Annotated in this window: 20 protein-coding genes; all 20 read right to left on the minus strand. The window is 59.8% G+C overall.

Going from position 1 to position 19,982, the window contains the following annotated elements:
* Positions 1–93: 93 nt before the first annotated feature.
* Positions 94–693 carry an adenylyl-sulfate kinase gene (cysC, locus tag RMO95_RS14680; RefSeq protein ID WP_310451387.1) on the minus strand — a complete coding sequence of 200 codons (600 nt, stop codon included), beginning with the start codon at positions 691–693 and terminating at the stop codon, positions 94–96.
* 25 nt (positions 694–718) lie between these two features.
* Entirely contained in the window at positions 719–1,477 is a 759-nt protein-coding gene (locus RMO95_RS14685) for a class I SAM-dependent methyltransferase (protein WP_310451388.1), read from the minus strand.
* Positions 1,478–1,502: 25 nt separating this feature from the next.
* Complete coding sequence (locus RMO95_RS14690; RefSeq protein WP_310451389.1) at positions 1,503–2,660, minus strand: sulfotransferase; 1,158 nt, start codon at positions 2,658–2,660, stop codon at positions 1,503–1,505.
* Positions 2,661–2,662: 2 nt separating this feature from the next.
* Positions 2,663–3,682, minus strand: a complete 1,020-nt coding sequence (locus RMO95_RS14695; RefSeq protein ID WP_310451390.1) for a class I SAM-dependent methyltransferase — start codon at positions 3,680–3,682, stop codon at positions 2,663–2,665.
* Positions 3,683–3,774: 92 nt separating this feature from the next.
* Positions 3,775–4,596 carry a class I SAM-dependent methyltransferase gene (locus RMO95_RS14700; protein WP_310451391.1) on the minus strand — a complete coding sequence of 274 codons (822 nt, stop codon included), beginning with the start codon at positions 4,594–4,596 and terminating at the stop codon, positions 3,775–3,777.
* Entirely contained in the window at positions 4,593–4,976 is a 384-nt protein-coding gene (locus RMO95_RS14705; protein ID WP_186411613.1) for a hypothetical protein, read from the minus strand. Before RMO95_RS14705 ends, RMO95_RS14700 begins: the two co-directional genes overlap by 4 nt.
* Positions 4,973–6,094, minus strand: a complete 1,122-nt coding sequence (locus tag RMO95_RS14710) for an N-acetyl sugar amidotransferase (RefSeq protein WP_310451392.1) — start codon at positions 6,092–6,094, stop codon at positions 4,973–4,975. Before RMO95_RS14710 ends, RMO95_RS14705 begins: the two co-directional genes overlap by 4 nt.
* Positions 6,091–7,932, minus strand: a complete 1,842-nt coding sequence (gene asnB, locus RMO95_RS14715) for an asparagine synthase (glutamine-hydrolyzing) (protein ID WP_310451393.1) — start codon at positions 7,930–7,932, stop codon at positions 6,091–6,093. The genes RMO95_RS14710 and asnB overlap by 4 nt, the downstream gene beginning before the upstream one ends.
* Before the next feature lie 2 nt (positions 7,933–7,934).
* Positions 7,935–8,945, minus strand: a complete 1,011-nt coding sequence (locus tag RMO95_RS14720) for an N-acetylneuraminate synthase family protein (RefSeq protein WP_310451394.1) — start codon at positions 8,943–8,945, stop codon at positions 7,935–7,937.
* The gene (locus RMO95_RS14725) at positions 8,942–9,577 is read right to left on the minus strand and encodes a GNAT family N-acetyltransferase (protein ID WP_310451395.1); all 636 of its coding nucleotides are present in this window, start codon (positions 9,575–9,577) and stop codon (positions 8,942–8,944) included. The genes RMO95_RS14720 and RMO95_RS14725 overlap by 4 nt, the downstream gene beginning before the upstream one ends.
* 112 nt (positions 9,578–9,689) lie before the next feature.
* On the minus strand, positions 9,690–10,733 hold the full coding sequence (locus RMO95_RS14730; protein WP_310451396.1) for an NAD(P)-dependent oxidoreductase: 1,044 nt from the start codon (positions 10,731–10,733) through the stop codon (positions 9,690–9,692).
* Positions 10,730–11,875, minus strand: coding sequence for a DegT/DnrJ/EryC1/StrS family aminotransferase (locus RMO95_RS14735; protein WP_310451397.1), 1,146 nt, complete (start codon positions 11,873–11,875; stop codon positions 10,730–10,732). Before RMO95_RS14735 ends, RMO95_RS14730 begins: the two co-directional genes overlap by 4 nt.
* A gap of 13 nt (positions 11,876–11,888) precedes the next feature.
* Positions 11,889–12,890: a Gfo/Idh/MocA family oxidoreductase gene (locus RMO95_RS14740; protein WP_310451398.1), complete on the minus strand. Its 1,002-nt coding sequence runs from the start codon at positions 12,888–12,890 to the stop codon at positions 11,889–11,891.
* Entirely contained in the window at positions 12,887–13,585 is a 699-nt protein-coding gene (locus RMO95_RS14745) for a cytidylyltransferase domain-containing protein (protein WP_310451399.1), read from the minus strand. Before RMO95_RS14745 ends, RMO95_RS14740 begins: the two co-directional genes overlap by 4 nt.
* A 1-nt stretch (position 13,586) precedes the next feature.
* Positions 13,587–14,657: a Gfo/Idh/MocA family oxidoreductase gene (locus tag RMO95_RS14750; protein ID WP_310451400.1), complete on the minus strand. Its 1,071-nt coding sequence runs from the start codon at positions 14,655–14,657 to the stop codon at positions 13,587–13,589.
* A gap of 27 nt (positions 14,658–14,684) precedes the next feature.
* A complete protein-coding gene (locus RMO95_RS14755; RefSeq protein ID WP_310451401.1) occupies positions 14,685–15,944 on the minus strand; it encodes a class I SAM-dependent methyltransferase in 1,260 nt (419 codons plus the stop codon).
* On the minus strand, positions 15,941–17,206 hold the full coding sequence (locus RMO95_RS14760) for a glycosyltransferase (protein WP_310451402.1): 1,266 nt from the start codon (positions 17,204–17,206) through the stop codon (positions 15,941–15,943). The genes RMO95_RS14755 and RMO95_RS14760 overlap by 4 nt, the downstream gene beginning before the upstream one ends.
* On the minus strand, positions 17,203–18,306 hold the full coding sequence (gene wecB / locus RMO95_RS14765; protein ID WP_310451403.1) for a non-hydrolyzing UDP-N-acetylglucosamine 2-epimerase: 1,104 nt from the start codon (positions 18,304–18,306) through the stop codon (positions 17,203–17,205). The genes RMO95_RS14760 and wecB overlap by 4 nt, the downstream gene beginning before the upstream one ends.
* A gap of 22 nt (positions 18,307–18,328) precedes the next feature.
* The gene (locus tag RMO95_RS14770) at positions 18,329–19,654 is read right to left on the minus strand and encodes a nucleotide sugar dehydrogenase (RefSeq protein ID WP_310451404.1); all 1,326 of its coding nucleotides are present in this window, start codon (positions 19,652–19,654) and stop codon (positions 18,329–18,331) included.
* Positions 19,651–19,974, minus strand: a complete 324-nt coding sequence (locus tag RMO95_RS14775; protein ID WP_310451405.1) for a MarR family EPS-associated transcriptional regulator — start codon at positions 19,972–19,974, stop codon at positions 19,651–19,653. The genes RMO95_RS14770 and RMO95_RS14775 overlap by 4 nt, the downstream gene beginning before the upstream one ends.
* Positions 19,975–19,982 lie beyond the last annotated feature (8 nt).

Raw genomic sequence — 19,982 nt, forward strand, 5'->3', positions numbered from 1 at the left:
CAGCCGTTTTTGCGCCATGACAACATTCTCCAATATCACTCTTGGAGCTACAACGCTTCAGGTGCTCAAAGGTTGTCATGTTTTACGGAAATATCAATAATCCAACGTGAATTGTGCGCTCACGTATGCGAGCAAACTCTGTAGGCTTTGATTGATATCTGTCATCGATGTATCGAGAACGAGTTCAGGCTCGAGGGGCTCCTCATAGGGTGCACTGATACCCGTGAAAGCGTGGATTTCCCCACGCCTGGCCTTGCCATAAAGGCCTTTCGGATCGCGAGCCTCGCAAACCGCCAGCGGCGCTGCAATATGGACTTCGTGGAACAAGTCGCCGGCGATCGCGCGCACGCGGTCGCGATCGGCGCGATAAGGCGAGATGAAAGCCGTGATCACGATGCAACCTGCTTGCGCAAACAGCTTGGCGACCTCGCCGATGCGGCGGATGTTCTCCGCCCGATCCTCGGCCGAAAACCCCAGATCGGCGCACAGTCCGTGACGAATATTGTCGCCGTCGAGAACAAATGTGCGCCAGCCCTTCTGAAACAGAAGCCGGTCCAGTTCGAACGCCAGCGTTGTCTTCCCCGATGCAGACAGCCCGGTTAGCCACAGAATGCCGCTGCGGTGACCATTGGCCTGACAACGGGCAGCAGTTGTGACGAAGTGCTCTGTATAGAGAATATTGCTGGAACGCACGGAGGAAGCCTTTATTCAGTAAGCATCAGACCTTGGTTGCCGACAAGTGGCACCACGGCTGGAACAAGGTGCCGCGAAACGGCAACCGCCTCCCGTCCGCCGCAGGCACCGTATAGGTGATGAGATCGCCTTCACCGCCGGTGGGCGGCAGGTCGATCGGAAGCGTAAACGGACGGAACACCGGCGTAGCGAACCCCGAACTAGCCAGCAGGGGTTCAACCTTGCCCATGGGGCGAAACCGGAGACGCAGCCCGGCAGGATGGCTTTTCGACATTTCGATGATGTGCAAGTCCTGCGGATAGGGATGGAAGAAATCGAACACGATCATGGTCCCGCCCGGCTTCAAGGCGCCCGCGATGTTTTTTATCGCTATTTCGAACTGGGCGTCCTCCATCATGTAAAGGACGGCATTGATCGTGATGACGTCGTATTCGTTCTTCTCGGGAAGATTCAAGAGATCCAGAATCTTGAAAGCAACGCCGTTGAGTTCCGGGTTGGCCCGGCACTCCTCCAGCGAAGACTCCGCCAGGTCCCCTCCGGTGAGTTCCACCTGGGGGAAAAGCTTTCTCATGTGCAACAGCAGGTTTCCCGTCGAACAGCCGACATCCAGCAGCTTCGGCTTCCCCTTCGCCGGTTCGTGCTTGGCAACGACCTCGCTGACCAGGCCGACCAGCACCTTGTCGCTTTCGCGCATCTGCTTTGCGTATTTCGCCTGATAGCTGTTGTATTCATCGAGGAAAGTCTTGTCGGTGACGTAGTCCTGATACGAAAAATCGTTGCTCATTTTTTTGCCTTTCCAAACAAATGGCTCATGCGCCGCATTGGCGCAGCGAGCCGAGAATACCGTTGAACAAAAAGCATCTGCGCACCAGGGACTCGTCCGGCTCGCTGCCTGTATCGAGCAACATATGGCGAATCATTTCTCCGCCGAAATCAACCAGCAAGTCGCCGCTGTCGCTGCGCCAGGACCCCGTCTCGCGTCCGGCTTCCTCAAGGTAGGCCAGGACTTCATTCGCCTTGGGCGAGGTGATGGGGCGATATGGGGTCAGGGCCATCTCCGGCCCACAAAGATAGTCCGCCGCCTGAACGACGCGGGCCGGCAGAACCTTTCGCCAGCGGTCCACCGTTTCTGCGTATATATCCTTGCCGCCATGGTCGAAGCTGCTGTTTCCTTTCCAGCCATCGGCCGACAGGCGAAGCATTTCCGGATGAAAATCGACATCGAGGGCGTCACAAAGCTGACGGGCCTCGTCTTCGGGGCGGGTGGCGAGCCGCTCGAAGGAGATGCTGCGGAATCGTCCGGCCAGCAAGGGGTCGGCCGCAAACCGGTGCGTCAGCGCTACCTGCTTGCGCCAGTGGCGCAGATACGAGGGTGCGTGAGCCGCCTGGGTCGGATCCTTCTCGGCCATTGCCAATAACGACGCCACGATGGCCCGCGGATCGCGTTCGAGGGCAAAAAAGCGCGCTTCCGGGAAAAGCCGCGCCAGCAGTGGCACGAACTCCAGCACCCAGACTTCCTTGCAGCCTGCCCAGCGCACACCGGTCTTCAAACCGGCGACGAGATCCAGGCCGCTGCGAAACAGTTGCCCGTAGTCCTTGCCTGCCAGTCCGGCCATTTGCGCACCGAGGGTCGGGGATTCCAGGCTCGCGCGTTCCCCTGTCTTCAGACGCAGCGCCTGCAATTCATCCTGGTCGAGCGGAAGGTCCGCTTGTCCGGCGAGCATCAAATCGAGCAGCGCCGGTCCATCGGAATCGAAGTAGTAGTCCTGGAACGGCGCAGACGGGGAAAACCGACGCCGAACCTCTTCCGCAGCCCTGGATGCCACGAGCGCGTTGCGCAGTGAACGGAACAGCGGCAGATAGGGGTCGAGCGCCACGGTTACGTCCGGATGGCGATCGAGCATCCGGGCCAGCAGGTTGGTCCCGGAACGCGCCAGGCCGAATACGAACAGCGGCTTGCAGGTCATGATCAGCGCGCCGGCACCGCCGCGACGATGATGTCGTCGCACTGCCGCCCGCGGTCCAGTGCCTGCTGGATCACCGGGATGAAGTCGGCCAGAACGTCGAACAGCCTGGGATCATCGGCCCTGAGCGCCGCCTGAACACAGGTTTCGTAGGCATCCATGCCGAAGTACCAGGCCGCCACCGGCACGAATCCTTCGTCGACCAATGCAGTGCATAGCGAAGCATCGGTAAAGCCATTGACGTGCGTCGTGGGATCCATGTGCCGCGCGATCACTGCACCCTCCATGCCCTGAACCATCGTGCCGAGCGAGTCGACACGCGGAACTTCGACGATCAGCATGCCGTCGGGACTCAGCCGCCGCAACGCGGCGACAATGAAATCGCGCGGTTGTGCCACGTATTCAAGCAGGCCCCAAAAGGTGATGAGGTCAACCGGTGCACCACCGGCCGACAGGAAATCGTCTTCGCGCAACTCCAGGCCGAAGGCCTCCTGCGCAAAGGCGCGCGACGCGCGCGATTTCTCGAACCCCTCCACCGCCAGCCCGCGGCGCTGCGCCCCGGCCAGGAAATGCCCGCCGCCCGCCCCGACATCCAGGACGGTCCGTGGCGATTTTCCAGTCCGCCGCTGGCAATGCTCCAGGCACCAGTCCAGCTTGGGAGCGATGATCTGGGTCATGCGGGTTTCGATCGCACTGTGATCGATGTAGGTCGACGAATGCGCCTCGGACTCGGCGAAAACTTCGTCCAGCACTTCGGGCTTGGGCCGCGCTCCGACGCCTACATGGCCGCAGCCGCCACAGCGCAGATACGGTACGCCGAACACGGCCAGTTCGACGGCTACCCCGTCGAGAAGCGCATGACATAGCGGACACTGCGTCATGCGCCGGATGTCGGCCCCGGCTCCGTACAGACGGGCCGCAGTAGTCTCGAGGAAGCCCGCATAGTCGCGCACCTCGCCGAGATCGATGCCCTTCAGCTTGAGCACGTCGAGCGGCTTGCCGGCGCGCACCTGCACGTCGAACATTCGGCGGGCGGCATCGCCGTGGGTGTACTCCCAGCGCTCCTCCCATTCGCGCCCGTGGTCCGCGCTGAAAGGGGTATGTCGGTGCCATTGCGTCATGATTTGGTCGCGAAAACGCGCAAGGTGAATTTGCCGCTCGGCTCGCGCAAGCGTTGCGTGAGCAGCGGATTGAATCCCGCGCGGCCGGCAAGCAGCGCCGCGGAGGCCGTGCTGAATACATGGTGATGCTCGATGAAAAACTCTTCGCGTCCGGGTCCCTCGGCGGATGCACTCTCGCCGTCGGGCACCTCGAAATAGACGAAGCCTTCCGGCGCCAGCAGTGTCTGCGCCCTGGCGAGCATCGCCACCGGGTCTTCGACGTGCTCGAGAACCTTGTTGAACGTCACCACGTCGAAAGGTCCGATCGACGACAAGTCGATTTTCATGAAATCGCCCTGGACGGCCTCGATGCCGATCACTTCGCGCGCATGCCGGGCCGCTCGCTCGTCGGGATCGAGAGCGGTGCAGCACCAGCCTGCTTCCTTCATGCGGCAGGGGAAAACCCCCAGCCCGGAGCCGACATCCAGCAGTCGCGGCGCAACGCCGACGGGGAAGTGTCGGGCGGCGAAGTCGACCAGGGCGGCAACGCGCCCCGCATTGTCGGAGCGCTCGGGAGGGAGCGCCAGAATACGCTCGAAGGTCTGGCGCATCCTGTCCCCGTAGGTATTGTCGACATAGGCGCCGCCATACAGTCCGCCGAGATCCATCTCGTTCTTGGAAAACCAGTGACCGCAGAGGCCGCAGCGCGAATAGGCGCGCCGGTAGGCCCCCTCGGCACACTCGAAGGCGGTTTCGCCTGCCGGCGGAGCATCGTACTGGAATGCCGGCTCGAGATGCCGGGATTCGCAGGGGCACTGCAGCGTGGGCTTTACTCTCACTTGGCCTCCAGGCGCGCCGCTAGCCCATCCAGCGCCGCGCTGCTGTCCAGCCAGGCGATCACGGCGAGGTTTTCCTGCTCGCAATAGGCGTCGAACAGGACTTCACGTCCGCGTTCGACCAGCAGGACGAAATAGCGCCCGGTGCCGCGATTGCGGATCAAAACCCCGCGCAGGCCGAACTGTTCCAGGCGACCGTTGAGAGATGGCGTGGCATAGAAGCCCCAGTCCTTGCGGGCGACGTCGTATTCGCCGCCGGACTCGGTGACGAACGTCACCTGTTCGTCCGGTTCCAGGCGGAGGGTGCCGCAGTCCTTCATCGGAAACTTGACGGCATTGCCGACGGCGAAGGTACGCGGTGGATTCTTCTCTTCGAACTTCATGTCCATTTCCATTCCGGTATCAGGAAATCCGGAATATTCCAGCGGCCCTGGCTGTCGCGCTTCCAGATGTCCGTATTGCGAAAGGTCTCGGCAATCGCCATGAAGCGCGATTCGTCGATGCCGGCGAAAGCGCAGAACCTGGCGATATCCGCACGCGGCGTTTCGTCGCCCGCGGCGCGCACGATCGCCAGCGCCTGGTCCCGCGTCATGCGGCCATTGCGAATCTCCAGCGAGAGGTTGTCGAAGGTGCGCGTAAAGCCGAACTTGTACCACTTCAGCCAGTGGTGCAAGGATATGAAATCATCGTCGATATCCGCATAGTCGTAGTAGCCGACCCGTGCACCCTCGGCATTAGCCTGAAAGCCGTGGGCACGCGCAACGGCATTCGTGACGTCCGGATCCCAAGGGAAGTAGTAGCCGAGAAAGACCGCGTTGACTCCGGCCTGGCTCAGGGCCGCCTCGGACGGGCCGAAGTATGCGGTCAGGTCTTTGCGCGTCAGCTTTGCGTCAACCCAATCGGCAGCCGTGGTGCCATGGGTTACGCCATAGTTGCGCAGCCATGCGTCATTCAACTGGAATCCGGTGTGCTCTTCGGTGGCGGAACCGTATTCGAAAGCCGAGTTTTCTCCCCATACCACCAGCGGTATGGCAAAACGGACGGCCAGCGAAAGCGGGATGTTGAACAAGGCCAGATGCATCGGAATTCCGGTCGAACCGAGGCGTTCGAAGGTCTGCAACATGAAGCGAGCTTCGACCTTGGGGTTGATCTGGTAGTCGATGTGGTCGACCCCGAGCGAGATCAGGTTTTCCAGGTTGCGGCGGCCGATCTCGGTCCGGCCCGGGGTCTTCCATGTCACGGCAAGCGGCTTCAGCCCGTACTCCAGGCACTTGATGGTCTGCCACGTGCTGTCCTTGCCGCCGCTGACCGGAATCAGGCAATCGTAGCCGGTGGAGCGGGCCTTCGCCGTTTCGGCCACGCCGCGGAACGCCGCCTCCCGGGCGGACCAGTCGATGTCGCGCTTGGTCGCGTGCGCATGACACGCGTTACACCGGCCGTCCGCCTCGATGCGAAGGTTGGGGCGGGTATCCGGCAGAAGGCAGTTGTTGCACCATTTCATGCGGCAGCCCCTTCGCCAAACTCCTCAAGGAACATGCGGGCATTGAGAAAGTAGAACAGAAACTTGCTCTGGCTGTTGGGCAGGTCCGGCTTGTCGATCAAGTCGGCGATGGGGCCACGGCGGACATGCTCGAAGATGGGACCGTCATCGAGAATCTGGGCGCGGACCTGCGAATCGGCGACATCGAGGTAGTCGAAGATCGGCACATTGAAGCCCACCTTGCGCGGATTGTCTATGACCGCGTCGGGCGCCAAACCGCGGACAGCTTCGCGCAGCACGGCCTTTGCCCTGGCGTCGCGGATCAGATGGCGCGTCGGTATCGACTGGCATACATCGAACAGGCGTCGATCGAGAAACGGCGAACGGTTCTCGATCGAGTAGTACATCGCGTTCAGATCGTCCTCGTGCAGGATCGGAGGGACCGATTCATGGAACAGTTCGTTGTTCATCCGGTTGCGCAGGGCAACCCGGCTGTAATTCTCCTCGGCAAACGCTTCGCTCCAGCGCGGCGACAGAAAACCCGAGAAGGCATCCGCATCCAGGTAGATGTGGTCGCGCAGCGCCGGGTTCTTGACGAAGCAATCCGGATCCTGCAGAAACGGGTTGCGTACGACGGGCGCAATTACCCGTTGCCAGTTGTCACGGGCTTGCGCCTGGGCAACCGGGTCTGCCGCGAGCGCCTGCAGGTAGAAATTCTGGTGATCGAAGTAGCCGCTGAACAGTTCGTCCGCGCCCGTGCCGCTGACGGAAACCTTGTAGCCCTCTTCGGCGACCGCTTTCATCAACTGCCATTGGGCATAGTAGGTGATGGTCGACACCGGAGAATCGTGGTACCTGATCTGCCGACGCAGATTCGACAGAAAGTCCTGGCGGGCAACGGGAATCGTGGTGTGCCGCAGGCCGAGTTCGGCGACAGCCGTTTCCACCATCTCCCGTTCTTCATAGCGCTCGTCGGTGTTCATGATGGTAAAGCCATGAACCTGAAAGCCCAGCTTGCGCTTGGCGATTGCTATGAGCGCATTCGAGTCGACGCCGCCGCTCAGGCAGAACGCAATCGGCACATCCGCGCGCAGGCGGATACGAACGGATTCGACCAGCGCGTCGCGGGCGCTCGCCACTGCATCTTCGAACGTCATCGACTCGTCGGCGACATCGAAGCGGGGTCGCCAGAACCGCTCATCCTGCCGTGCTCCCCGCCTGTCGAAACGCACCAGGGCGCCGGGACGTACCTCGTTCAGCCCGGAAAAGAAGGTGTCGCCGGTCTTGTAGAGAGCCTTGTAGCCATTCACCAGATAGCGACGCAGATGATCGAGATTGACCGGAAGACTGCGCCCGAGCAAGGCAAAAACGAACTTGGGTTCGGACCCGAAGTAAACGCCGGTATCGTCTTCGAATACATACAGCGGCTTTTCGCCGAACCGGTCGCGGCACAGCAGCAGCCCGTTGTCGTCGAGCCAGGCGAAAGCCCACATGCCTTCGCAGTTGTCCAGCCCGGCGACACCTTGTGTCGCCAGCACGCTGGCGAGCACTTCGGTGTCGCTTTCGGTGGTGAATGCCTCGCCCTGCCGCTGCAGCGCCGATCGAAGCTCGAGGTAGTTGTACAACTCGCCGTTGTAGCTGAGATGCCCGCCGCCCCGTGCGAACGGCTGGTTGGCTCGATCGTCGAGATCGAGGATGCGCAGACGCGAGTGCAGCAAATAGCCGTTGCGCTCGCCGCCTGTTACCCGATGGACCTGACCATGGCCATCCGGCCCGCGACGCCCCATGCGGTCGAGGCATTTTGCCAGGGCTTCCGGTGCCAGCGCGCGCGTTCCATAGTAACCGGCAATGCCGCACATGATCAGGCCACCATATCCGGCAGGAGCATTTCTCCGCGCACCACCGGGCGCAGCAGGCGATGCCCGAGAACGACGCTCTCCTGACCCGGCATCAGCCCTCCTCCGGGCCGCAGCCACTCAAGGTCATGCTCCGTCAGGACATGCCCTGCCGGAAGGTCGAGCCGCGCCACGATTGATCGCCGGGCGGCGGCGATCACCGGCGTTTCAGCTTCCTGCGGCGACTTTTCTCCGGTGCCGAGCAGTTCCTGAGCCAGACGAACGCGCCGGACCAGTTCCGTCATTTCGGCAGGATCGGCAGAAAGGGCGTGGTCCCTGAACTCGGACTGTGTCTTGGAAAGCGTGAAGTGCTTTTCGATGATGCGCGCGCCCAGCGCAACCGACAATACGGCCGCCTCGATTCCCAACGTGTGGTCGGAATAGCCGACAACGCGCCCGGTTTCATCGGCAAGAGTGCTGATGGCACGCAGATTGGCTTGCCCGGGTGGCGTCGGGTAGGCGGAAACACAATGCAGCAATGCAATCTGGGCGGAATGGCCACTTTCTTGCGCGGCCTTCTCGATGATCCGGCAGGCCTCACGGATTCCGGTCAGGCCCGTCATCCCCGTGGAGACGAGGACCGGCTTCCCCGTCGCGGCAACGGCGGCAAGCAGGGATGCGTAGTTGTTGTCGCCGGAGGCAATCTTGAAGGCAGGTACCAGTTCATCGAGCCAAGGCACGACTTCAGGCGAGAAGGGCGTGGAGAGAAAGACGGTTCCCGCCGCACGGGCGAACGCTGCCAACTCGGCAAACTGGTCGCGACTGAATGCAAATCGGCCTAACTGCTCCAGCCGTGCCGGCTGACTTGCCGACACGAGTTGATCAGGCTGAATGGTCTGAAACTTGACAGCATGCGCACCGGCGGCGGCGGCGGCGAGGATCATGTCCCTGGCGAGCCCGAAGTCGCCTTCATGGTTATTGCCGATTTCGGCAATAACCATGACTTCGCGCGACAGATCGATGTCACCTATATTCATTCGTGTTCCTTGGCAGCGCCGTGGAAGTGCATGACATATTGTGCGGACGTCAGGCGAAATCCCAATGACTCGTAAAGTCTGACCGATGGCGTATTGGCAGCCTGCGTGCCCACCTTCATTGCTACCGGAACACGGCCGTCACCCGTCCCGTGCAGGGCGGCATGCAAAATCATGTCGCGGCCGATGCCTTGACCCTGCCAGGCGGAGTCGAGGCCGATCAGGTCGACTACCAAGCAACCCGGCTCTGTCCACAGGAGCTGGAGAAAGCCGACGAGGACGCCGTCGCGTTCAGCAACCACCATGCCGTCGCCGCGCTTGCCCTCGAAGTAATTGCCCGCCCAAGAAGACTTGATGCCGTCCGCCAGATGCTTCGGAAAAGACGGATCCAGATGAAAGCGGGAGAAACGGAAAGAACGACTTGCTATCCGTGCCACGGCTTCGCGATCTTCCGGACGGGAAAAGCGGATGCCGGGACCGCGCGGACTCGACTGCGGCCCCGAGACGGGCCTGTCGAACGTGAGTGCGGTATCCACCACGCGGAATCCGGCATCGGCCAGTTGCGATACCTCGGCAATATCTCCGACCTTCAGTTTTGCATAGGCAAAAACGGGATCGCCCGTCCGGAGCTTCATCCAAGCCTCTCCGCCGCCTGACGCGCTCTCAACTCGCCAGGCAGGGCAACCCACTACACCCGACAGCCAGGAATCAGGCTTCAGGACATGGTTCGTTGCGACGTTGCCGGCCTCACTCCTCACGGAACAACTCGGGTTGAGCGGCTGCCAGTTGCTTGTACCACTGGATGTACTGAACGAAGCCTTTGTCCACCGGGTACTGCGGGTCGTAGCCGAGCAGGCGGCGCGCCTTCTCGACGCTCAAAGTCCCGCGCTCCGGCATCAGGGCGTCGCGGGGGTTGTAAGTCACCTGCAGACCGGGGAAATGCTCGATTACCAGATTGGCGAGGTCATTCAGGGCCCGGGCATTGCCATAGGTAATGTTGAATGTCTGATTGCGCGCTTCGGGCCTGGCAATGCAACGCAACACGCCCTGGCAGAAATCCTTTATGTAGGTGAAATCCAGAGCATCCGTGCCATCGCCGTTGATCGTCAGCGACTTGCCGCGGACCGCGTTCTCGATGAATGCCTGTCCGACGCGGCGGCTGACACAGCGCTCTCCATAGAGCGCTGACGGCCGGATGATCGTGTAGGGCAAATTGAACACCTGGTTGTAAGCGATGACCAGCTTCTCCGCACCATACTTCAAGGCGCCGTAGATGCCCATCGGCTCGCAATGCCTGTCTTCGGTAACCGCATCTCCCTCGAAGTTGCCATAAACCATGGACGAGGACAGATAGATAAAGTGCGGCTTTCGGTCCTTTACGGAATCCAGTGCATTTTCGAGCGTTCGCATGCTGTGATCGAAAGTGCTGAAGGGATCCTTGTTGGAACGGTTGGCATGCGATACCGCCGCCAGATGAATGACGACATCCGGTTTGATCGCGTTCAGACAGGGGCTAAGGACGTGATAGTCACGGGCGTCAACAACATGCAGGGGAATCTTCGCCTGACGCAACAAATCCAGCCTCAGATTGACGAACCCCACATACAGGTTGTTGTTCGGGCTCGGGTTGAGGCCGCTCGTGAAAGCACCGAGATTATTGACCTGAAGGCCGTCGATGACATGCGGCTCGGCGCCGAGGGCCTTCAGCTCCAGCGCAAGATTGTGGCCGATGAAACCGGCGCCGCCGACCAGAGCAACTACTTTGCCTTTGAATGCACTCGCGTCAATCATTTGATAGCTCCAAGAACTTGTTTAAGCATCCGGCCAACATAAATCATGTCTTCCTCGTCGAGGTGAGGCCCCACGGACAACGCGATGGACTGGTTGCTGATCCGTGCCGCATTGGGGTACTCCACTCGACCCAGGTCGTATTTGTCCCGGTAATACTTGAGATGCGGTACTGGTCCCGGGTAATAGACGCTCGTGCCGACACCCACGTCGCGCATGCCGTTGATGATGTCGTATCGCTTGTCGGCAACGGCATCACCCAGAACGGCGACGAGGCAGTAGTGTGCGTGTTCGAAATCACCTCCGCCCGGCGCAAGGCATGTGACTTCGTCGATGCCTTCGAGCGCCTTGCGCAAGGCTGCATCATTCGCGGCGCGCTTCGCAAGGAATCCGCCGACGCGCTTCAGTTGCTCGACGCCGATGGCCGCTTCGATTTCATTCATTCGGTAGTTGTAGCCGAGCAGATCGACATCGTACAAACCTGGAACCACCCGCTCGCCGACCATTTTGTCGTAGCCGAAGGCCTTGAGCCGGGCGACTTTGGCCGCCACTTCAGCATGACGCGTGGTAAACATGCCGCCCTCCGCCGTGGTGATGTGTTTCACCGGATAGAACGAGAACGAGCCGACATCACCGATCAATCCGGCGTGCACACCCTTGTAGCGGGCGCCCAATGCCAGGGCGGCGTCTTCCACGACAAACAGATCATGCTTCCTGGCCAGGGCATTTACCTTGTCCATGTCGACCGGCAGGCCAAGATAGTGCACCACGCTGATCGCCTTGGTGCGCGGTGAAATCGCAGCCTCGATTCCGTCGATGTCGATGTTGCCGGTAGTCGCGTCCACATCGACAAACACCGGGCGCGCACCCGTGTACTCGACCGAGTGGGCCGTTGCGACGTGGGTCTGCGCCGGTACGATCACCTCGTCACCGGGGCCGATACCGAGATATACGTAGGCAAGGTGAAGCCCGGCGGTACAGGACGCGACGGTATGCGCATGGCCGCCGCCGATAAAGCCCGCGAAATCCGTCTCGAATTTCTTTGCGAGCGGCCCATGCACAAACTGGCTGCCCTTCAGCACTTCCAAAACAGCATTTCGCTCTTCGTCGCCGATTATCGGCTTCCCGAATGGAATATTTCTCATAATATTTACGATATCAATAAGTTGCTACAACTTCCGGCTTCCCGGTTCTGAGGGACTTGTCGATTGCGAGGCAGGCCGACATCGTCCTGAATACGTCCGCTTCCTCGACCGCCGCCTTGCCCTTGCCGAGAATCGCGTCGATGAAGCCCGGAATCAAGTCGCCCTTCGCCGCTCCGGGATAGGCGGACTGGATGGATTGGGGAGTATCTTGCGGGTCACGGCTGCGAATCAAAACTCCACCTCCAATTCCGTTTTCGAATGTTCCCTCGGTGCCGTAGAGCGCTATCTTGTGGAAATGCGGATAGACACATCCGAAGTTGGCTCCGACTTTGCCGATTGTTCCATCGTCGAAGCGCAACCACGCCATGACCATGTCCGGGGTTTGAAAAGCTGCGCCGACGCTGCAGACCTTGTTGCCAACCGCACTGACTTCGATCACCGCGGATCCCACCATCCAGATCAACAGGTCGACCATGTGAATTCCGCCGCCAAGCATTACCGAGTAGTCGACGATTTCACCCCGCCAACCCGCCTGAATCTTGTGCAGCCGACCATAATTGTAATCCGCCTCGACGCAATATAGCCGGCCGAGCTCGCCGGCCCGGACGCGGCCATGGACATCGCGGAACCGCTCGCTCATGCGAAGAATCGTATTGGTCGACAGGCGAACGCCGGGGTTCCGCTTGAGCGCATCCCGAATCGCGCCGAGCTCGTCCTCATTCATGCATAGCGGCTTTTCCGAGAAGACATGCTTGCCTCCCGAAATTGCGCGAACGACCTGCGCCGCATGGTGATGGTCGTAGCTTGCGACCGAAACAACATCGACATCCGCGGCATCAAGCAGCGCTTCGGCCGATTCGACGATGCGGCACTCCGGATACTTTCTGCTCGCCTCGGCACGTTTGTCCGGGTTCATGTCGCACAGTGCGACCACCTCGACACCGGCGGCCCGATAGCCAAGGATATGCTGTTCGCCTACACCCAGCCCGATAACCCCTGCGCGAAGCGGCTTCATGCGCGGCCTCCATCCAGGCGCTTCTGCGCCGCGACGACTTCCGCCAGGCCGTGGCGCCAATAGGGTTCACCCAAAATGTCGAGCAAGGTTTCGAAGCGCGACATGTCTTCCGCCGAATCTACGGACAACTGCATGTCGCCGAGCGGCTCCGTATGCTCCACATTGACGATACGGGCGCCATCGGAGTGCTTGTAGAAACACTCGGTCACGTGCTCCTTTTCGGTCGCCGTCATCCCGTTTGCAACCCTGGTACGCAGAGCGCCGACGGATATGACCTCGATCGACTGCCCCTTGGGGAAGGTTCGCTTTGCGACGTTCGTGACGAGGTCGGGACGATCAGATTGCCGAAAGACCGATACCAGTCGGTCAACCAATGCGCTGTCGATCAAGGGGCTGTCGCCACTGATGCGCACCAGGCCCTGTGCGCCGGCTTCTTCGGCTGCGCCCAACAGGCGTGCGGCAACATCGTCCAGCGGCCCGCGATAGCACGGCAGGCCCGTTGTTTCGGCGAATGCCACGACCGGGTCATCGCTTTCCTCGTTGGAGGTGGCCAACACTATTCCATCCAGTTGGCGGCAGTGGCGCAGACGCTCCACCAAGTAGGAGAGCATGGGTCTTCCGCGCACGATTTGGAGAATCTTCCCTGGCAAACGCCTGGATGACATGCGCGCCTGGATGACCGAAACGACCTTCATCTCAATTCTGCACCGGAACCATCCGTCGTTCCGCGACGGATAGACGAGCTGCATCAAGAACCCGCCAAACCGATTCGCCATCCGCAAAGGACGGCAAAAGGGGGGAGCGGTCCTTTCCGCTGACCGCCGACACGAAATCCGCGGCGAGTTGCCGAAAACCATCAACGCGTTTGTCTGCGGAATCGATGTCGTCGGCGACAGTCATCGCTGTTTCAGCCTCTCCGGACAACTGCAGCGTCAACTGTCTGGTATCGGAAGTAAATGGGGGCGCATGATGAAAGCGGACGCGCCCCTTGTCTCCGTAGACTTCTACCCTGTGGCCGATTCCGGCAGGCTCTGCGTTCGAGACAACGAAGCGACCGACTGCACCGTTTTCGAAAACGCAGTGCATGTCGCAACTATCAGGCGCCGTCACGGGTTTCATGCCACCGAGGCCATTCGGACGCTGAGGAACCCGGGTAGCCGTCGAGCACCACAGTTCGCGTATGGACTCTCCGGTCATCGCGCGGGCATAGTCGATGACATGGCAGCACCAATCGATCAGAACGCCGCCTGCCGAATCAATGTCATGACGCCACGACCATGTGCGGGCCGGATTCAGGCCGGTCGCCACCAACCAGGTCACATCGATGCGGGACACGCGCCCGATCCGGCCCGCGTGAACCAGTTCGATCATTTCCCGCAAAGCCGTGTCGTATCTGAACTCGTAACCGAGAGCCGTTGTAAGCCCGTTTTCCCTGGCGATGCGATCCAGACCGGAAATATCCTTCAGGCCCGTACCGAAAGGCTTTTCACACAGGACGTGCTTGCCCGACGCAAGGGCCGCACGAACCAACTCCGACTGATGCAAGGCCGGCACGGCAATACTCACCGCATCCACGCCGTCCCATCTGGCCAGCTCATCGCCGCGATTGAAAACCTGCGCGTTCAATCCCAGCTCATCGGCAAGCTTCCGGGCACGGCCCGACCCGCCATCGGCAAGGGCGGTGACAACCACATCCGGATGGTCCATGAACGCAGGAAGATGCACGTTCGCGCCGTAGCCCATCCCGGCAATGCCAAGACGGATCATCGCCGCTCGCAACCGAAATTGTTCGGTTCAATCTTCATAGATGTGGACTTCGGGCAGCGGAACAACAATCTTCGACTTGAGCCCCTTTTCGCGCAGTTTGCGGATTATCGGTTCGGCATAGTGCCAGGAGAGCATCACGGCATAATCCGGCTGCTCGGCAAACATCCTCTTTTCGTCGACAATCGGAATATGCATTCCCGGCAGGAACAAGCCCAGCTTCAAGGAAGTCGACTGCTCGGCAATGTAGGGCATCAGATCGGTGTTGACCCCGGTGTAGTTCAGCAATGTGCTGGCCCGCCCGGGGCAGCCGATTCCTGCCACCGTCTTGCCTTCGCGACGGGCGTTTACCAGCAAGGCCAGCAGATCGCTGCGGACTTTGTGCACCTGGTTCGCAAACTTGTCGTACACCTCGGTCCCGTACAGGCCGGCGGCGGCTTCCTTTGCCAGCAACGCGGTGACATTGTCCGACACCGGAAGATTTTTGCCCTTGCATGCAAAGACCCGGATCGAGCCGCCGTAGTTTTCGATACGTTCGACATCCGTAACGGTGAAGTCATATTGGTCGAACATTCGAATCAGCGACTTCAGCGAGTAGTAGCGGAGGTGCTCGTGGTAGATGGAGTCGTACTGGAAGGTCTCCAGCAGATCCAGCAGGTAGTGCGATTCGGTGACGAAGACGCCGCCATCCTGGAGAAGCCTGCTGACGCCGCGCATGATGCTGCCAAGATCCGAGATGTGGGCAAAGACGTTGGTTGCGGCGATGGAGCCAGCAGGTCCGTGGCTCTTGAGGATCTTTCCTGCCAGATCTTCATTGAAAAAGGCTTGCAGGGTTTCGATCTCCGCTTCATTCGCTATGTTGGCGATGTTCGTTGCCTCGACGCCCAGCACGCGCATCCCCCGCTCCTTGAATGCCTTCAAGACCGTTCCGTCATTGGAGCCGATATCCATGCACAGGGTGCCCGGCGGAAACGGGAAGCGCTTCAACGTCGATACCGCCGTGGTGCTCAGCTTCTCTACCAGGGTCGGCGTGATTCCGCTGCGATAAGGGTACTCGGCGAAAAACAGGACTTCGGGAGCAACGATGTAGTCGATCTGGCCCAGTGAACAATCGCCACAGACCTGGAATCGCAGCGGGTAGGTGCGTTCCATCTCGTCAAGGTGCTTGGGCCACAGCAAGCTGTCGCATGGCGGCTGGTGCCCCAGATCAATTACGTCATGCACGTTCGTACCGCCACAAACTTGACAGTAATTGATCTTGCCCAACGGAAGGTCGTGATGGGTTGTCATTGCTTGACTCCTATGCTTGCTGATGGCTCGACAGTGGATTTGCCTGTTGCGCCGCCGAGGGCTTGCGCAATCATTTCTGCAAACGCCGGGGCCGCCCGATCAGGCGTGTAATGCTCCAGATAGGCTCGCTCGGCGCGGTTGATTATTTCTTCACAGGCCGCGGGCTGCTCGTAAGCGAACCGCATGCGATCCGCAAACTCCTGTGCATCCGTGGCCAACAAGGCAGTCTGCCCATCGAGCAATTCCGGGTTGCCCCGGGCGGCGTTAACGTGGGATACCACCAGGACTCGCTTGGCCCACGCTGTGATGATCCGGCTCCGATTGCCGACCGGCACGTCCAATGGCGTGATCACGGCATGGCATTCGGCCATGCGATGCAACAGGTCGTCGATAAAACCCTCGAACACAAATTCCGTACGCGCAGCGATTTCGCTCACCATCCAGTCTCTCGGCGAAGCGGCCCCACCGACAATGATGGTGAATCCGTTCGCCCCCCACATCGCGATCAAACGCGGGTAGACCTTCTCGAACAGGAAATGCAATGATGAGCGCGACCCGAGTCCAACCAGATTGCCGAAGAACAGGAAGGTAGGCTTTCCGGGCAGCCTGCGCTGGACATCGTGATCCACGGCGCCCTGATTCGGCCAAGGATAGGGGAGGAAGGTCGAATGCAGGCCAAGACTCTGCAATGCCGCCACCGACGAATGCGACGACACCACGACCCGGTGAAATGACTTCAATGCATGCTTATACACTTTCTTCCACTGAAGGCCCTGAAACCACGCATAGGGCAGCCAGCGATACGCTTTCCAGTCCTCGCGCATCGAATATCGATAGTTGTACCAATTCGATTCGAATTGAAGATCACCCAGCCATACCAGCTTCAGAGGAAGCTGCATTGGCGCGACTACCCCGGCCATGGCGACATCAAAAGCGAGTACAGCCTGAGGGTCGAATTCCTCCACGGTGCGCGAAAGCGAGGGAAACTGGTCAAAGCGCTTGATCAGCCCGAACCGCTCGGGAACCAGCGTCCGCTCTCCCTTGAGGCAGACAAGTTGAAACCGACCTGCGGACGCCAAGGGATCGCGGTACTCGGACAAAGACACCGATTCAACATCGTGCGTGGTAATTGCGATGGCGAGGATGTCATGACCCGCCTCGACCAACGCACGGACGTATTGAAAAAAAAGAACCGCACTTGCACCCTTTGTCGGATGCGGAATACCCTCGGTGATCACGACAACACGGCCATTCGAAATCATGCAGCGATCGCCCGTCGCTGCAGATCATCCACCACTCGTCGTGCAGTATGGCCGTCCCATAGAGAAATTGGCGCATTCCGTGGTCGGGCCTTTTCGGAAACCAGGGCGATTGCCACCTCGGCCAGTGCATCTGGTGCAACCAACTGATTGGTACCTTGGCTGATGGTGATTGGGCGCTCGGTAGATGAGCGCAAGGTCAGGCAAGGAATTCCCAGGTAAGTGGTTTCTTCCTGAACCCCGCCCGAATCGGTAATGACGATCGACGCATGCCGCGTCAGCGCCATAAATCGCAGGTATGACAAAGGCTCAAAAAGACGAACTCCCTTTGCCTGCAGGACCTGCGAAAGACCAAAGATATCGAGCAGCTTTCGCGTGCGGGGGTGAACCGGAAACACGAGCAAGGCGTGCTGTGCGACCGCACAAAGAGCGGCCACTATCGACCGCAGAGTCTTTTCGCAATCCACATTTGACGGCCGATGCAGGGTAACAAGTCCATATCCGCCCGGCTCGACGCCTAACTCGGTTTCGATATCCACAGCCTCAATCGTGGGGCGCATCAATTCGAATGCATCGATCATGATGTTGCCGACGCGCGTTATCCGTTCAGTACTGACTCCCTCCGATATCAGGTTTGCATCCGCATCGGATGATGGTGTCCATAGGACATCGGCAATGGAGTCCGTCACAATTCGATTGATTTCCTCCGGCATGGTTCTGTCACCGCTTCGCAAGCCGGCTTCCAGGTGCGCGACCCGTATTCCCGCTTTCACGGCGACCAGCGCTGCAGCAAGAGTCGAATTGACGTCTCCTACAACCACGGTCCAGTCCGGGCGATCATCCGTGCAAACCTTTTCATAGGCCAGCATGACCTTTGCAGTCTGTTCGGCGTGACTGCCGCTCCCGACGTCAAGATAATGGTTCGGTTGGCCCAGACCCAGATCCCTGAGGAATGCCCCGGACATGGAATCGTCGTAATGCTGCCCGGTATGTACCAGGCGCGGATCGCACCAACTGCATGTCCGAAGTGCATGCCAGAGAGGTGCGACCTTCATGAAGTTGGGTCGTGCTCCTGCAATCAAGTGAAGCTTGATGCGGTTCATTGTGCGTGCCGGCGGGGCGGTTTCACAAACGCCACTTTGTCCATCTCTGCGAGTTTGCATCCTCTGCGCCGTCTGGCAGGCAGGACTTCACGTCAATGACGACTCCGGAAGGCCTGAGCGAGCGCAAAAGGTCGTCCGGCGTCCTGGCTATGAATTCCGCATGAGCTACTGCGATCACAACGGCGTCGGCGCACCCTGCAGGGATCGAATCCCAAGAACAAAGGGACACACCATACTCGCGTCGCGCCTCTGCGCTATCCGCAATCGGGTCGTGGACGATTACGTCACAACCAAAGTCCCGCAATTCGCGAATTACGTCGATCACCTTGCTGTTTCGAAGGTCTGGGCAGTCTTCCTTGAACGTAAGCCCGAGTACGATCACTTTGGCGCCCCTGATGCTGGCCCCCTGTTGGATCATGAGCTTGATGGTCTTTTCGGCGATGAATTTACCCATACCGTCGTTGATCCGGCGGCCGGCCAGAATCACCTGTGGGTGATAGCCGAGCATCTCGGCCTTGTGCGTCAGGTAGTAGGGATCGACCCCAATGCAGTGCCCGCCCACCAGGCCCGGCTTGAACTTTAGGAAGTTCCACTTGGTTCCTGCAGCCGCCAGAACATCCGAGGTATCGATTCCGATCCGATCGAAGATTATGGCGAGTTCGTTCATCAAAGCAATATTCAGGTCGCGCTGAGTATTCTCGATGACTTTCGCGGCCTCGGCGACCTTGATGCTCGCCGCCTTATGAACGCCGGCCGCAATGATGCGTCCGTATAGCGCCGCCACCTGATCAAGCGTTTCCCCGGAGTCGCCGGATACCACTTTGGTGATCCGTGTCAGGGTATGTTCCCTGTCTCCGGGGTTGATGCGTTCCGGGCTGTATCCAACATGAAAGTCTTTCTGCCAGCGCAGGCCAGAGTGCTTTTCGAGGACCGGGATGCAAACCTCCTCAGTTGCCCCAGGATAGACCGTGGACTCGTAAATCACAGTCGCCCCCTTTTTCATGTGCTGGCCAACCGTGGTGCTGGCGCCGACAAGAGGGCTGAAGTCCGGGATATGGGCCTCATCGACCGGTGTAGGAACCGCGACGATCAGAAAGTCGGCACTGGCGAGGCGGCGAGGATCGGTCGTCGGTTCAAGCCCTGCGGGGCGAATGGCCGCGATGAGGTCTTCGCTGAGTACTTCGCCGGTAGGATCGACATGCCGATTGTAGGCGTCGATTTTGGTTTCGGAAAGATCAAAGCCGATAGTGTGGAACTTCTTGCCGAACTCCACAGCCAGCGGCAACCCGACGTATCCCAAACCGATAACTGCAACAATCGGTGCTGAATTTGTTTTACCCGCACTCATGTTGCGACCTCTTGCCGAAGCTGCTCGATCTCTTTCCGGATGGATTCGTACTCCTTTTCTTTCCGGGCAAGATAGGTACGCGTCAAGCGAATCTTCTCGGCAACTCCGCTGGGCGTCACCAAATAAAGATACGCCAGTTTGTTGCCATGCCGTCGGAAACCCTCCGCTTTTATCAGGCCCTTTTCCAGCAAGGCCCGAAGCAGGTAATGGGCCTTGCCAAGGCTCACCCCGAGTTCACTCGCCAATCGACGCTGGGAAATATCCGGACTCGCTGCAACGATTTGAAGCAATCGGAGACGGTAGGTATCTGGTTCGGACATGAAGGTCA

Origin of the sequence: Sulfuritalea sp., assembly GCF_031426875.1 — a bacterium.
In the GTDB taxonomy this organism is placed as follows: Bacteria; Pseudomonadota; Gammaproteobacteria; order Burkholderiales; family Rhodocyclaceae; genus Sulfuritalea.

Coding starts and splice junctions, on each gene's coding strand:
- RMO95_RS14685 (WP_310451388.1), bottom strand. CDS start 1,477: ATGAGCAACGATTTTTCGTATCAGGACTACGTCACCGACAAGACTTTC.
- RMO95_RS14690 (WP_310451389.1), bottom strand. CDS start 2,660: ATGACCTGCAAGCCGCTGTTCGTATTCGGCCTGGCGCGTTCCGGGACC.
- RMO95_RS14695 (WP_310451390.1), bottom strand. CDS start 3,682: ATGTTCGACGTGCAGGTGCGCGCCGGCAAGCCGCTCGACGTGCTCAAG.
- RMO95_RS14705 (WP_186411613.1), bottom strand. CDS start 4,976: ATGAAGTTCGAAGAGAAGAATCCACCGCGTACCTTCGCCGTCGGCAAT.
- RMO95_RS14710 (WP_310451392.1), bottom strand. CDS start 6,094: ATGAAATGGTGCAACAACTGCCTTCTGCCGGATACCCGCCCCAACCTT.
- asnB (WP_310451393.1), bottom strand. CDS start 7,932: ATGTGCGGCATTGCCGGTTACTATGGAACGCGCGCGCTGGCACCGGAA.
- RMO95_RS14720 (WP_310451394.1), bottom strand. CDS start 8,945: ATGAATATAGGTGACATCGATCTGTCGCGCGAAGTCATGGTTATTGCC.
- RMO95_RS14725 (WP_310451395.1), bottom strand. CDS start 9,577: ATGAAGCTCCGGACGGGCGATCCCGTTTTTGCCTATGCAAAACTGAAG.
- RMO95_RS14730 (WP_310451396.1), bottom strand. CDS start 10,733: ATGATTGACGCGAGTGCATTCAAAGGCAAAGTAGTTGCTCTGGTCGGC.
- RMO95_RS14735 (WP_310451397.1), bottom strand. CDS start 11,875: ATGAGAAATATTCCATTCGGGAAGCCGATAATCGGCGACGAAGAGCGA.
- RMO95_RS14740 (WP_310451398.1), bottom strand. CDS start 12,890: ATGAAGCCGCTTCGCGCAGGGGTTATCGGGCTGGGTGTAGGCGAACAG.
- RMO95_RS14745 (WP_310451399.1), bottom strand. CDS start 13,585: ATGAAGGTCGTTTCGGTCATCCAGGCGCGCATGTCATCCAGGCGTTTG.
- RMO95_RS14750 (WP_310451400.1), bottom strand. CDS start 14,657: ATGATCCGTCTTGGCATTGCCGGGATGGGCTACGGCGCGAACGTGCAT.
- RMO95_RS14755 (WP_310451401.1), bottom strand. CDS start 15,944: ATGACAACCCATCACGACCTTCCGTTGGGCAAGATCAATTACTGTCAA.
- RMO95_RS14760 (WP_310451402.1), bottom strand. CDS start 17,206: ATGATTTCGAATGGCCGTGTTGTCGTGATCACCGAGGGTATTCCGCAT.
- wecB (WP_310451403.1), bottom strand. CDS start 18,306: ATGAACCGCATCAAGCTTCACTTGATTGCAGGAGCACGACCCAACTTC.
- RMO95_RS14770 (WP_310451404.1), bottom strand. CDS start 19,654: ATGAGTGCGGGTAAAACAAATTCAGCACCGATTGTTGCAGTTATCGGT.
- RMO95_RS14775 (WP_310451405.1), bottom strand. CDS start 19,974: ATGTCCGAACCAGATACCTACCGTCTCCGATTGCTTCAAATCGTTGCA.